This is a genomic window from Brevibacterium sp. FAM 24630 (assembly GCF_049804075.1).
In the GTDB taxonomy this organism is placed as follows: domain Bacteria; phylum Actinomycetota; class Actinomycetes; order Actinomycetales; family Brevibacteriaceae; genus Brevibacterium.
This window is the reverse complement of sequence record NZ_JBNBZD010000006.1, coordinates 157,816-170,902: the sequence shown is the minus strand read 5'-3', so window position 1 is coordinate 170,902 and position 13,087 is coordinate 157,816. Positions and strand designations below refer to the sequence as shown.

The 13,087-nt window shown below is 66.1% G+C and carries 9 protein-coding genes; 4 read left to right on the top strand and 5 right to left on the bottom strand.

From position 1 onward, the window contains the following. Nucleotides 1-67: 67 nt before the first annotated feature. A complete protein-coding gene (locus ACPUD7_RS07010) occupies nucleotides 68-481 on the bottom strand; it encodes a hypothetical protein (RefSeq protein WP_240689604.1) in 414 nt (137 codons plus the stop codon). Then, nucleotides 478-2,058 carry an acyl-CoA carboxylase subunit beta gene (locus ACPUD7_RS07005; RefSeq protein ID WP_135538092.1) on the bottom strand — a complete coding sequence of 527 codons (1,581 nt, stop codon included), beginning with the start codon at nucleotides 2,056-2,058 and terminating at the stop codon, nucleotides 478-480. The genes ACPUD7_RS07010 and ACPUD7_RS07005 overlap by 4 nt, the downstream gene beginning before the upstream one ends. Before the next feature lie 67 nt (nucleotides 2,059-2,125). Between ACPUD7_RS07005 and ACPUD7_RS07000 the strand changes: the two genes are divergently transcribed. Then, nucleotides 2,126-2,998 carry a biotin--[acetyl-CoA-carboxylase] ligase gene (locus tag ACPUD7_RS07000; RefSeq protein WP_135538094.1) on the top strand — a complete coding sequence of 291 codons (873 nt, stop codon included), beginning with the start codon at nucleotides 2,126-2,128 and terminating at the stop codon, nucleotides 2,996-2,998. Continuing rightward, nucleotides 2,998-4,749 carry an adenylate/guanylate cyclase domain-containing protein gene (locus ACPUD7_RS06995; protein ID WP_240689605.1) on the top strand — a complete coding sequence of 584 codons (1,752 nt, stop codon included), beginning with the start codon at nucleotides 2,998-3,000 and terminating at the stop codon, nucleotides 4,747-4,749. The genes ACPUD7_RS07000 and ACPUD7_RS06995 overlap by 1 nt, the downstream gene beginning before the upstream one ends. Before the next feature lie 23 nt (nucleotides 4,750-4,772). Here the strand turns inward: ACPUD7_RS06995 and ACPUD7_RS06990 are convergent, their stop codons facing one another. From ACPUD7_RS06990 to ACPUD7_RS06980, 3 genes are all read right to left on the bottom strand, one after another. Next, the gene (locus tag ACPUD7_RS06990) at nucleotides 4,773-7,565 is read right to left on the bottom strand and encodes a DNA gyrase/topoisomerase IV subunit A (protein ID WP_425119476.1); all 2,793 of its coding nucleotides are present in this window, start codon (nucleotides 7,563-7,565) and stop codon (nucleotides 4,773-4,775) included. 148 nt (nucleotides 7,566-7,713) lie between these two features. Continuing rightward, nucleotides 7,714-8,268 carry a TetR/AcrR family transcriptional regulator gene (locus tag ACPUD7_RS06985; protein ID WP_135538098.1) on the bottom strand — a complete coding sequence of 185 codons (555 nt, stop codon included), beginning with the start codon at nucleotides 8,266-8,268 and terminating at the stop codon, nucleotides 7,714-7,716. Nucleotides 8,269-8,540: 272 nt separating this feature from the next. Further along, nucleotides 8,541-11,213, bottom strand: coding sequence for a bifunctional GNAT family N-acetyltransferase/acetate--CoA ligase family protein (locus tag ACPUD7_RS06980; protein WP_135538100.1), 2,673 nt, complete (start codon nucleotides 11,211-11,213; stop codon nucleotides 8,541-8,543). A gap of 98 nt (nucleotides 11,214-11,311) precedes the next feature. On the opposite strand from ACPUD7_RS06980, the gene ACPUD7_RS06975 reads away from it, so the two are divergent. After that, nucleotides 11,312-11,899, top strand: a complete 588-nt coding sequence (locus ACPUD7_RS06975; protein ID WP_135538102.1) for a DUF5998 family protein — start codon at nucleotides 11,312-11,314, stop codon at nucleotides 11,897-11,899. Next, nucleotides 11,899-13,077, top strand: coding sequence for an alkaline phosphatase family protein (locus tag ACPUD7_RS06970; protein WP_135538104.1), 1,179 nt, complete (start codon nucleotides 11,899-11,901; stop codon nucleotides 13,075-13,077). The genes ACPUD7_RS06975 and ACPUD7_RS06970 overlap by 1 nt, the downstream gene beginning before the upstream one ends. Nucleotides 13,078-13,087 lie beyond the last annotated feature (10 nt).

Sequence of the window (13,087 nt, the reverse complement as noted above, 5' to 3'; positions counted from 1 at the left end):
GGCACCGACAGTCGATCTGTCGGCGCCCTCAGCGAGCTCCTGCGGCGAGTCGTGTTCTGCCGAGAGGTCAGCGTCCCAGTTTCTGGGTCCAGGTCTGGGGGAGACGTCTGCGCACATTCCGGCGGGGAGCCCGGAAGCCTGCCAGGTCGCCCTTGCGGGTCTCGGATTCGGCTGCGGCTTCGGCCTGCTGCGCGGCGTAGGCGGTCGCCACCTGGCGGATTGCGACGACGGCGGCTACGGCCGCGGCGCTGGCCATCTCATCGCTGATCGGCTCTCCGTCATCGGCATGCACCCGTGATCGACTCTCGACCGAGGGCACCCGCAGCGTCTCCGGAGACTCCGCCACCGCCTCGGCGGTGTGGTCCGCTTCGATGGAGGTGGTCACTCCAGCTGCGGGGTCCGCTTCGGTTGAAGTGCTCGCCCCGGCGGTGTGGTCCGCTTCGGGCACGGCTGCGGAATCGGTGTGTGCATCCTCGCTCATAGTGGGATGTTACCGTGCTTGCGCGCGGGGGCGTCGACATGCTTGTTCTTCAGCGCCCGCAGGGAGCGCACGATCCGGTTGCGGGTTTCGCTGGGTTTGATGACGGCGTCGATGTACCCCTCTTCGGCGGCGAGGTACGGGTTGAGCAGCGCATCCTCGTAGTCCTGGATGAGTTCAGCGCGTGCGGCCTCGACGTCCTCACCGGCCTCTTCGACGGCCTTGAGCTTGCGTCGGTAGACGATGTTCGCCGCACCCTGGGCGCCCATCACGGCGATCTGCGCGCTCGGCCAGGCGAGGTTGATGTCGGCACCGAGCTGTTTCGAACCCATCACGCAGTAGGCACCGCCGTAGGCCTTGCGGGTGATGAGCGTGACGAGCGGGACCGTGGCCTCACCGTAGGCGTAGATGAGCTTCGCGCCCCGACGGATGATGCCGCCGTACTCCTGGTCGGTTCCGGGCAGGAACCCGGGCACATCGACGAAGGTGAGGATCGGGATGTTGAAAGCGTCGGCCAGGCGCACGAAGCGAGCGGCCTTCTCCGAAGCGTCGATGTCGAGGGTTCCGGCCAGCTGCATCGGCTGGTTGGCGATGACGGCGACACTGACCCCTTCGACTCGGCCGAAGCCGGTGACGACGTTGGGAGCGAAGAGTTCGGAGACCTGCAGGAACTCGCCGTCGTCGAGGACAGCGGTGACGACGTCGAGGATGTCGTAGGGCTGCGACGGAGAATCCGGCATCAGCGTATCCAGCGCCTCGTCTTCGGCCGTGAGCGTGAGATCGGATTCGAACTCGTCGGCATCGGCCGGATCGAGGTTGTTCTGCGGCAGGAAGGAGAGCAGATCGCGCACATAGTTGAGTGCGTCGTCCTCATCGCTGGCGAGGTAGTGGGCATTGCCCGAGACCGTGTTGTTCGTCCGGCCGCCGCCGAGCTCTTCGTGGCCGACCGACTCACCGGTGACGGTCTTGATGACGTCGGGGCCGGTGATGTACATGTGGCTGATCTGATCGACCATGATCGTCACGTCGGTGAGCGCGGGGGAGTAGACCGCACCGCCGGCCGAGGGCCCCATGATCAGCGAGATCTGCGGGATGACGCCGGAGGAGGCGACGTTGAGGCGGAAGATCTCGGCGAAGAGGGCGATCGAGCCGACGCCTTCCTGGATACGGGCGCCGCCGGAGTCGTTGATGCCGATGATCGGGCAGCCGAGCTTGAGCGCAAGCTTCTGCACCTTGACGATCTTGCGTCCGTTCGCTTCGGCGAGCGACCCGCCGAGGACCGTGAAGTCGTGAGCGAAGACCGCGACGGTCTTGCCTTCGATCGTGCCCAGGCCGCAGACCACACCGTCACCGTCGGGACGATTGTTCTCCATCCCGAACTGGTGGTTGTGGTGGCGGGCGAATTCGTCGATCTCCTGGAAGGAATCGTCATCGAGGAGAGCGTCGATGCGTTCACGGGCGGTCTGCTTGCCGCGCTTGTGCTGATTGTCCACCGAGCGCTGGTTGCCGGTGTGAGCCGCGTCCCGGCGCTGGATGAAAGCGTCGATGCGTTCGGCTGTAGTCCGTGGGGTATCCGTCATGCCTCCACAATAACGATGGAAGAGGCGATCATTGTGCACTCTCACCAAAAGAATCTAGAGTGGACTGGTGAACAGCCAACACCTTCCTCTTCTCGTCGACGCCGACTCCGTGCTCCGCGCAGCGGCGGACCGTGGGTTCTCGCTTCCGCCTCTGATCTGGGACGATGACTGTCCGTCGACGAATGACGACCTCGCTCGGCTGGTTCGCGAGAACGCAGCGAACGGCACCCCCTTGGCCGAGTTCACCATCCGCGGCACCGATTTCCAGAACTCCGGGCATGGTCGACTCGGGCGCACCTGGACTGTGCCTGCCCGTCGCTCGCTGACTTGGTCGATCCTCCTCACGCCCCCGGCCGGATTCACCCGCTGGGGCTGGATTGCGCTCATCGCAGGAGAGGCCGTGCGCTCTGCCGTCGCCGAGGTGGGGGTGCCCGCCGTCATCAAATGGCCCAATGATGTGCTCACCGCCGAAGGGAAGAAGCTGTGCGGGATCCTCGCCCGCATCGAACCCCTGGCCAGCGGTCCGCAGATCGTGCTGGGGATCGGGCTGAACACGCGATTGGAACCGGCAGACCTGCCGCGTGCCGATGCGAGCTCGATCGCCATAGAAACCGGCAGACACGGTTCAGAAATTGATCATGAAGCGTTGCTAGTCTCAATTCTGAGCACCTTGATTCCCTGTTTGAGAGAGCTGGCTGAGTATGGCGAGACGGATTTCCGTTCCAGCACTGCGGCGCAGAGAGTACGTGAGCACATGGTGACGCTCGGGACGCGAGTCCGAGTGGAGAAACCCGACGGCTCGGACCTCATCGGCATCGCCACCGGCCTCGACTCCGACGCTGACCTCATCATCGACGACCGCGTGTCCGTCAGCGCCGGCGACGTCCACCACCTGCGTCCCGTCGCACCGCCGACGGCTCCGACCGAAGGCGAGCGGTGATGGCGGTCTCCGATTTCACGGCCGGCTTCGACATCGTCGACCCCGAAAAGCTCGGCACCGCAGAAGTCGGGGCCGCCGACAGCCGGGACGAAGTCTCACAGTCGCAGAACACCGGAGGGCAGGCGGAGGACCGCGCAGCGAGCCCTTCCGACATGGAAGCTGATGTCGACGAGGCGGCAGCGGGCGCGAGCGACTCGACCAGTGCAGAGCCCCGTGCCGCCGAGTCCGGAGAGTCCGACCCCGATGTGCCGGTGGACGAAGCCCCTGCGTCGTCGACCGAGAGTGGGAACCGATCCGGCACCCGCGCCGAGGCCGATTCCGCCACCGATTCCGCCAGCGATTCCGCCAGCGAGGCGGGAGCCCCGTTCGAACCGAACTCGATTCCCGTCATCACCGAAGACCGACCGCCGACTCACTCGGCCGACGACTCGGGGCCGCAGGGCAGTGCAGCAGCCGCCTCGGTGCCGGGGATCGAATACGGCGATGACGATCTGGTCCGCGGAATCGAGACCACCGACGCAAGCGACTCCGCAGGCCGGGGCGCAGGCGAGACGAACACGCGGGCCGACGACGAGGAGGACTTCTTCAGCGGACTGCGGGAGGACCCGCGGACCTCGGCGATGCCGACCGTCGAGGACGACGACGGGAGCGCATCGGTCAACGTCGATGCCGACGCTCCGGACTTCGATGACACGATCTATGAGACGCGGACGGCGGCTGAACGCCTCGAAGAGATCCTGCTCGACGGCAAACGCGTCCTCGACCGGCGTGAGGCCGCGAAGCTCGGCGGGATCTCGACGGTATCGGCACGCAAGATGTGGCGCGCGCTGGGCATGTCTCAGGCGAACGAATCGGACAAGGCCTACACCGTCAGTGATGCTCATGCGCTGCGGATCTGGGCGAAGCCCGTCGCCGACGGCCTCATCGACCAGACCACTGCGCTGTCGCTGGCGCGTGCGATCGGACAGACCACGGACCGTCTCGTCGTCTGGCAGATGGAGACGCTCGTCGAGTTCCTCACCGAGGAGAAGGGACTGACCGATCCGGAAGCCCGACGTGATGCCCTGCAGGTCGTCGAGGACATGATCGACCCTCTGCAGAAGATGCTCACCTATTCATGGCGACGCAACCTCGCCGATGTCATGGGGCGACTCAACGTCAACGTCTCCGACGGGCTGGCCATGGACAACCGTCAGGGCTGGTACGACTCATCGATGCCCTTGGCCAGGGCCGTCGGATTCATCGACCTCGTCTCCTTCACCCGTCTCTCGCAGAAGATGGAACCGCGGCAGCTGGCGAACATGGTCCAGGAGTTCCAGGGCATGGCCTACAACATCGTCGCCACCGGCGGCGGCCGCGTCATCAAGACCGTCGGGGATGAGGTGTTCTTCGCCGCCTCGACGCCGCTGGCCGGAGCCGAGATCGCGATGACGCTCATGGAACGGGTCACCGCGGCCGAAGACCTGCCGCAGGCGCGGGTCGGGTTCGTCTGGGGACGTGTGCTCTCCCGCCTCGGCGACATCTTCGGTTCCAGCGTCAACCTCGCGGCACGGCTGACGGCCGTCGCCGATCCCGGCACGATCTTCACCGACGAAGAGACGGCGCGGGTGCTCTCGGCCTCCGACGACTATGTCTACGAACCGCGTGATTCGATCTCGCTCCACGGTCTCGGGGAGACCTCGATCGGTGAGATGAAGCGCGGCACCGCGACGCGGATGCGCCTCGATCTCGACGACGAGGGAGAGGGCTGAGCGCCCCGAGATGTTCGACGGACTCAGAACAGTGCTGAGCCGTCATCGTCCTCATCGTCGTGGGAGACGATGACGGCGTCCTCGTCATCGAACTTCGCCCGGGCGATCTCGTCCTTCGCATCATCGAGATCGAGTTCGAGCCCATCGAAACTCGTCGCCAATCCCTGCTGACCACGCTGTCCCCTGCCCGCAGGCTTCTTGCCCCCGGACTTCTTGCCTGCGGGCTTCGCCTTCCCGGCGCGCGGGGCAGAACCGGAACTCGCCTCGGCGGTCGATTCTGCAGTATCGGTCGTCGCCTGGCCACCGGTCTCGGCGTCCTCCGCCGCGTCTGCTGCGGAATGGTCGATGCTCTCGGCCCCACCGAGGCGGGGCAGAGTGCCGATGACGTCGATCTTCGACTCCAACGGGGATCCCGTGCCGTCACGCCGCGACAGTTCCGCGGGCAACGTGCGAGCACCGCCGTCCGAGGCTGCGGCCTGCGGCGAATCCCCGACCCATGCCAGAGACAGCTCGGTCTCTCCCTTGAGGAACTTGTGCGCCCGCACACCCGAGGTGGCCCGGCCCTTCGTCGGGAACTCGGAGAACTCACTGACCTTGATCGATGAGGACGGGGCGCCGTAGAAGTTCTCTCCGCTGGCGATGGTGACGACGGCGAAGCTGCCGAGTTCGGCGTCCGCGGCTCCGTCTTCATCGGTCTTCGCGGCCTTCGGCGTCATCCCGAAGAACACCACCCGGGCGTCGGCTGCGACCTTGATCCCGGCCACGCCCGAAGCATTCCATCCCTGGGCCCGCAGCCCGGAGGCGTCGAAGGCGAGCAGCTGAGCGTTCGAGGTCACGAACACGGCCAGGGAATCATCGATGTCCTCCGGCTGGGCGACGCCGACGACGGTGTCCTTGCCCTTGAGAGTGATCGTCTCCCACTCGTTCTTGTTCGGTCGTCCGGCCACCGACACGCGCTTGACCACGCCCTGGGCGATGCCGACGACGAACTCGCGATCGAGGTCGATGAGCCCGAGGATCTTCTCGTTCTTCTCCAGGGCCGCATACTCGGCGATCTTCACACCACCGGCGACATTCGGTCGCGCGGCGGCCGGAGGCAGTGCCGGAAGGTCGACGACATCGACCATATGCAGGCGTCCGGCCGTGGTCACCGCACCGACTTTGCCCTGGGTTGTGGTCACGATCTCCGAGGTCAGCGCATCATGGCTCGAGCGTCGGCCCTCCCGCGCCAGGGGTGCGGCATCCGAGGTGCGCGCGATGCGTCCGGAAGTCGACAGCAGCACCCGGCAGGGGGAATCGGCGATCTTGAGGTTCGTCGGCGCCTTCCTGCCCTTGGCGGTGAGCTCCTTCATCGACCCCTCGATGAGGACGGTCCGCCGCGGCGTCCCGATGATCTCAGCGGTCGCTTCGAGCTCGGTGGCGACGAGTTCGCGCAGCTTGGCCTCATCGGCCAGCAGCGACTCGAGGTAGTCGATGCGCTTCTTCAGCTCGTCCCGCTCGGCTTCGAGCTCGAGGCGGGAGAACTTCGTGAGCCGGCGCAGCTGCAGGTCGAGGATGTAGGTCGCCTGCAGCTCGGAGAGCTCGAAGACGTCCATGAGCCGGGTGCGTGCCGTGGCCGCATCATCGGAGGAGCGGATGAGTTGGATGACCTCGTCGATGTCGAGGATCGCGATGAGCAGACCCTCAACGAGGTGGAGCCGGTCCTTGGCCTTGCGCAGCTGGAAGACCGTGCGCCGACGGACGACGTCGATGCGGTGGCTGAGGTAGACCGTGAGCAGCTGCCGCAGCCCCAGCGTCGAGGGCTGGCCTTCGACGAGGCAGACGTTGTTGATGCCGAAGGACTCCTCGAGCGGAGTCTGCCGGTAGAGCTCGGCCAGCACCGCCTCGGGGTTGAAGCCGTTCTTGATCCCGATGACCAGACGCATGCCGTTCTTGCGATCGGAATAGTCGTCGATCGAAGCGATTCCCGTCAGCTTCTTCGCACCGACGGCATCCTTGACCTTCGAGACCACCTTCTCCGGGCCGACGAGGTAGGGCAGTTCGGTGACGACGATGCCCTTGCGGCGGGCGCTGATGTTCTCGATCGAGACGGTGGCGCGGGTCCGGAAGGTGCCGCGTCCCGTCTCGTAGGCCTCACGCACACCGTCGAGGCCGATGATCCGACCTCCGGTGGGCAGGTCGGGTCCGGGGATGAAGCGCATGAGCTCGGCCAGACCGGCCTCTGGGTTGCGGATGAGGTGCGCACAGGCGGCGATGACCTCTCCGGGGTTGTGCGGGGCCATGTTCGTGGCCATGCCCACGGCGATGCCCGAAGCCCCGTTGATGAGCAGGTTCGGGAAGGCGCTCGGCAGCACTTCGGGCTGGGTGAGCGTGTTGTCGTAGTTCGGAACGAAGTCGACGACGTCCTCGTCGAGACCGGCGATCATCTGCATCGACGCTGTGGTCAGGCGGGCCTCGGTGTAGCGGGGTGCGGCGGGACCGTCGTCGAGGGAGCCGAAGTTGCCGTGCCCGTCGACCAGCGGCACCCGCATGATGAAGCTCTGGCTCAGACGCACCAGTGCGTCATAGATCGCCGAATCGCCGTGGGGGTGGAGCTTGCCCATGACATCGCCGACGATGCGGGAGGACTTCACATGACCGCGCTCCGGGCGCAGCCCCATATCGCCCATCTGGTAGACGATGCGACGCTGCACGGGTTTGAGGCCGTCACGAGCATCAGGCAGTGCGCGTGAGTAGATGACCGAATACGCATACTCGAGGTACGAGCTCTCCATCTCTGAGGAGACGTCGACATCGATGACTCTGCCTTCGGGCATGGAACTCCTTTGACACACGAACTGTTCGATTCGGACGCCTGCCCGCTCCGAAGCCGTGCCTCAGCGTGGGCGTGCACCTGTCGATTCTAGCGTTCGATTTGCGTTCTCCGGTTCAATCGGGAGTTCCCGGAGGTTTCGTGTCGGAAGTTCAGGCTTCTTCGCGCGTTGAGCGAAGCCAGACGAAGAAGTCCTTGAGGTAGGCCTCGACGTGGGAGCGTTCAGCGGTTCCGGCAACGAGTTCGCTGAGCATCATGCCCGCGACCGAGCTGTTGACCCGCCGCGCGTATTCGGCGTCGATTCCCGCGAAGCGCATGATGAAGTCCTGGATCGCGCGGAGGTTCTTCTCCTTGGCGATCACGGCCTCCGGCGGCAGCGCCGGATCGAGGCTGAGCATCATCATCGTGTAGAAGCGGTTGCGGTCGGTGGTCAGCCAGTTCATGCAGAAATCGATGGCGACCTCGATCGGATCGGCGTCCGGAGAGCGCATCAGCTCGGGAATGCGTTCGAGCTGCTGGGAGTTCAGTTCCCCGATGCGTTCCATGATTCCGGTGATCAGGGCGTCCCGGGTGCGGTAGACATTCGAGGTCGATCCGACCGGCAGCTCTGCCAATGCGTCGACTGCTCGGTGGGTGAGTCCGCGGACACCTTGTTCGGCGACTACGGCGATCGCGGAGTCGGTGACGACGTCTCTGCGCGAAATCATGACTGTGAGGCCTCGCTCTCGTGGGACATCCGCAGGTCGCCGGTGCCGTGGACGGTGAATGGTCAGGATGCTGACCACAGATGGTGGCCGCCGGAGCGGCCACTCATGGAAAACACGAATTCATAACTATTCGTGTCGAATGGATACAGACACTACCCGTCAAGTCTGCGAATTGGTATAGGACTCGCCAATCTGAGAGTCGGTTCCCAAAATTCGGAGCCGGTCTCGGGCCGGCGCAGATTCCGCGTTCAGTTTTCGCCGCCGTTTCGGGCTCAGCTGAGGAGCCGTCGAGTCCCGTCGATGCGGGTGGGATCCGGCAGCAGATCGACGTGGGCGCTGAGCACGTGGGACTCGGTTTCCGTGGCGACCACGGGGTGGATGACGAGCTCGAGGATCTGCGGGTGATTCTCCACCAGCACCGAGAGCCTCTCGATCACCGTGCGCAGAGGTTCGATGTTCATCGGCGGCAGGCCCCGGTAGCCGAACAGGCGTGGGGAGGACTTGATCGAGCGGATCATGTCCTCGGCCTCTTTGTCCGTGATCGGGGCGACCCGGTGCTCGACGTCTCCGAGGAGCTCCGTGGAGTCGCCGGCCAGAGAGAAGGCCAGCAACGGACCGAGCAGCGGGTCCTCTCCGGCTCGGATCACGCAGGGCACACCGTGTGGGGCCATCGCCTGCACGTCGACGAGCGGTTCGTCCTCATCGGTGAGCTGACGGATGGTGTCCTGGACGGCGGCGAAATCCTCGGCGAGCTCTTCCGGAGAGTCGATGTTCAACCGCACACCGCCGAGCTCCATCCGGTGCCGCAGCATCTTCGTCACCGCCTTGAGGGCAACGGGATAGCCGATGGTCTCCGCCGCGGCGAGCCCCTCTTCGACCGAGGACGCCGCAATATAGGGCAGCACCTCGATGCCGTAGGCGTTGAGCAGGGCGCGGGTGTCATCGCGTTCGAGCCGTACCGGAGCGCCCGGCTTGGCGCCGTCGAGCGCCGAGTCGATGATCGAACGCACCTTCTTGTCATCGATGTCATCGAGTTCGACGTACGTGCCGTGATCGGCGGCCCGCCAGCGGGCATAGTCCGTCGCCCGGGCCAGCGCCCACACCGCGTCCTCGGGACCGATGTAGCTGGGCACGGTGTGGGAGACGCGGTTGCCCTCGTCATCGGTGAGGAAAGTGGTGAGTTCGTCGTGGACGCCCTGGATGCCGAGGAAGCACGCGACCGTGGTCTTGCCCGACCTCGCAGCCGATTCGGACAGCAGCGCGGCGATCTCCGCTTCCTCGGCCCCCGCCGACGGGGTGAACGTGACGATGACCGAATCGACGTCGTCGCGGTCGTACATCGCATCGAGTTCTGCGCGGAAGGTCTGCGTATCGACCTCCGGGTGCAGGGAGACCGGGTCCGTGTCGACGCGCAGACCCTCGGATCGGGCCCGTTGCATGATCAGCGTGCCCATCGCCGCGGAGTTGCCGATCACACCGACCCGGCGGCCGGCGGGCAGCTTCTGCGAGGAGAAGACCTGAGCGAGGTCGAAGAGGCGGTGGACGGTGTCGGCGCGGATCACGCCCGCCTGTTCGAGCACCTGATCGAGCGTGTTCGGGGCCAGGGAGGAGGTGCGCACGATATGCCCGGGCGGCAGCTCTCGCCCAGTGAGGTCGGACTTGATGACGATGACCGGTTTGACGCGCGAGACCCGGCGGGCGATGCGCGAGAACTTGCGCGGATTGCCGATCGATTCGAGATAGAGGCCGACGGTCTGCGTGGCCGGGTCCTCCTCCCAGTACTGGAGCAGGTCGTTGCCCGACAGGTCGGCCCGGTTGCCTGCGGACACGAAGGTGGAGATGCCCAGGCCGCGGTTCTTCGCCGCCGCCAGCAGCGCGGTGCCCAAGGCCCCCGACTGGCTGAACAGTCCGAGTGTGCCCGAAGCGGGCAGGAACGGTGCGAGCGAGGCATTGAGGGAGATGTCTTCGGCCTCATTGACCAGGCCGAAGGAGTTCGGCCCGACCACCCGCATGCCGTAGGCGCGCGAGGTCGCGACCATCCGCCGCTGCAGCTCGGCGCCCTCGGGGCCGGTTTCGGCGAAGCCGGAGGAGATGACGAGCACGGCCTTGACCCCGTGCACGGCACAGTCCTTGACCACCTCGGTGACGGAATCGGCCGGAACGGCGATGACGGCGAGGTCGGCCTTGCCGGGCAGATTCTCCAGGCTCGGGTAGGCCTGGACTCCGGCGATCTGATCGGCCTCGGGATGGACGACCCAGAGGTCGCCGGCGAATTTTGCGGCCGTGATGTTGCGGATGAGCAGATGACCGGTGGAGTTGCGCTTCCGGCTGGCGCCGATGACCACCACCGAGGTGGGGTGGAGGACCGTGCGCACGCTCAGGGCCTCGGCCCTGTGTTCGCGGGAGGCCTGGACCTCGATCGAACGCGCCGTCGGGTCGATGTCGAAGTTCACGGCCACGACGCCGTCGTCGAAGCCGCGGGAGACCTCGTAGCCGGCGGCCTGGAAGACCTGAAGCATCGAGCGGTTCTGAGGCAGCACCTCGGCGGTGAACCTCTGGATCCCCGCCTCACGCGCGGCCGCGGCGAGGTGCTCGAGGAGGATCGAGCCGATGCCGCGTCCCTGGTGGGCGTCGGCGATGTTGAAGGCCACCTCGGCGTCGGTGTCGGAGATCTTGTCGAACCGGCCCACGCCGATGATGTCATCGCCGATGAGCATGATCAGAGCGACACGATCGTGATGGTCGACGTTGACGAACCGGTCGAGGTCGCGCTGCGGCAGCCGCGGCAGCGGGGCGAAGAAGCGCAGATACACGGACTCCGGCGACTGGGCCTCATGCATCCGGGACAGGGCATCGGCATCAGCGGGAGTGATCGGACGCAGATGGGCGGTGCCGCCGTCGCGGAGGACGACATCGGCTTCCCACCCGGCAGGATAGTTTTCCATGTTCCCAGCATATGCGTCTGCTCACGTTTGTGGCCGACCGTCCTCGGAAGTGTCGGGGGCGCTGGGAAGTGTCAGGGGAGTGGGGCACAATAGTGGGCATGGCATTACCCGAGGTTCTCGTTCACGATCTGCAGTCGGCCGGCTACTATCCTCAGCTGACCCAAGGCATACTCGCCGACTCCCTCTTCGACGAACCGGTACTGGCCCACTTCGTCCACATCGACACCCATGTCGACATCGAATCCATCCACCGTCACGTCACCGCTTTCGTCCTCACCGAGACCCGGCTGCTGCTGGCCCACGTCGATGACGATCCGAACGCCGAACCCGGGTCCAAACCGCGGGCGGTCACGAGCAGCGAGGACATCGACCTCGACCGGCTCGGCACCGTGATGGTCGGCCGCACCTTCGCCGATCCGGCCGCCTACAAACCCGGCGACAAACCCGTCGAGGTCTCCCTCACCCTGTCCTGGGGAGCGTCGAAGCGGATCGAAGCCTTCCCCGAGACGTGCGGGGATCCCGACTGCATGGGCGACCACGGCTACGGCGGATCGATGTTCGCCGAGGATGTCATGCTCCGAGTCTCCGCCCAAGCCGAAGGCCAGGCCGCCGTCGACCGGATCACCGAATTCGCCGGCAAGCTGCGCGCCGCGGTCTTCCACGCCCGGCTGCGGTCACGCCGCTGATGGGCGACGCGGCCGCGCAGACACCCGCAGGCAACGGTCTCTTGGGCCCACCGGACTATTCGGGGCCCATCCTCTCCGACATCGTGCCCGCCGCCGCGCTCAGCCTCGGCGCCGGGGGCATCTTCGACGCCGAGGCGCGTGAGCGGGCTCGGGCCCTCGGGCTCGACCGGGACTCACGGACCACGATCGTCGTGCTCATCGACGGCCTCGGTGAGCAGCAGCTGCGCCGCTTCAGCGGATACACTCCGTTCTTCCGGTCGCAGGCAGAGGCCCGCCGGACTCTGTCGGCCGGGTTCCCTTCGACCACCGCGAACTCCCTGTCCTCCTTGGCCACGGGCCGGCTGCCCGGTGCCCACGGGGTCGTCGGCTATCGCGTCCTCGACCCGGAGAAGGACGCGGTATTCAACCAGCTGACCTGGAACCTCGACGTCGACCCCGTCGCCTGGGTCCCTGATGCCACCCTGTTCGAACGACTCACCGACGTCGGTGTCGATGTGGTCAGCCTCGGTGAGAAGAAGTTCGCCGGACGCGGGCTCAATCGCGCGTCTCTGCGCGGTGGCCGGTTCCGGGATTCGAAGACACTGGAGGATCGCTGCGCGCAGGCCCTCGCCGAAGCGAAGGCTCCGGGCCGGCGACTCGTCTACCTCTATTGGGGAAACCTGGATAAGACCGGTCATGTGCACGGTTCGGATTCGGCGGCCTGGACCGAAGAGCTCGAACGCGTCGACCTCGCCCTGTCCCGGCTCGCCGCGGACCTGCCCCACGATGCGACGATGCTCGTGACCGCCGACCACGGCATGGTTGACATCGATCATGACCGACGCCTCGACCTCGCCTCGGCTCCCGATCTCAAGTCCGGGCTGCGCCACGTCGGAGGGGAACCGCGAGCTCTGCATCTCTATGCCGAGCCCGGCGCCGAGGCCGACGTCGAATCCGCGTGGTCAGAGACGCTCGGCGACCGGGCGCTGATCATCCCGAAGTCCCAGGCCATCGCCCGCGGATACTTCGGTCCCGTCGCCGCACACGTGAACCCGCGGATCGGGGACTTCGTCGTCATCTGCTCCGACGGATTCGCCGTCGTCGATTCGGACGTGGAGTCCGCCTCGGCGCTGGCGCTGATCGGCCACCACGGCTCGACGACGGAACGCGAACTGCAGATCCCGCTCCTCGTCCTCTGAGATCGACAGT

Bases quoted from the DNA above. Each gene is read 5' to 3' on its own strand.
- ACPUD7_RS07010 (WP_240689604.1), bottom strand. From the start codon at position 481: ATGAGCGAGGATGCACACACCGATTCCGCAGCCGTGCCCGAAGCGGAC.
- ACPUD7_RS07005 (WP_135538092.1), bottom strand. From the start codon at position 2,058: ATGACGGATACCCCACGGACTACAGCCGAACGCATCGACGCTTTCATC.
- ACPUD7_RS06995 (WP_240689605.1), top strand. From the start codon at position 2,998: ATGGCGGTCTCCGATTTCACGGCCGGCTTCGACATCGTCGACCCCGAA.
- ACPUD7_RS06990 (WP_425119476.1), bottom strand. From the start codon at position 7,565: ATGCCCGAAGGCAGAGTCATCGATGTCGACGTCTCCTCAGAGATGGAG.
- ACPUD7_RS06985 (WP_135538098.1), bottom strand. From the start codon at position 8,268: ATGATTTCGCGCAGAGACGTCGTCACCGACTCCGCGATCGCCGTAGTC.
- ACPUD7_RS06980 (WP_135538100.1), bottom strand. From the start codon at position 11,213: ATGGAAAACTATCCTGCCGGGTGGGAAGCCGATGTCGTCCTCCGCGAC.
- ACPUD7_RS06975 (WP_135538102.1), top strand. From the start codon at position 11,312: ATGGCATTACCCGAGGTTCTCGTTCACGATCTGCAGTCGGCCGGCTAC.
- ACPUD7_RS06970 (WP_135538104.1), top strand. From the start codon at position 11,899: ATGGGCGACGCGGCCGCGCAGACACCCGCAGGCAACGGTCTCTTGGGC.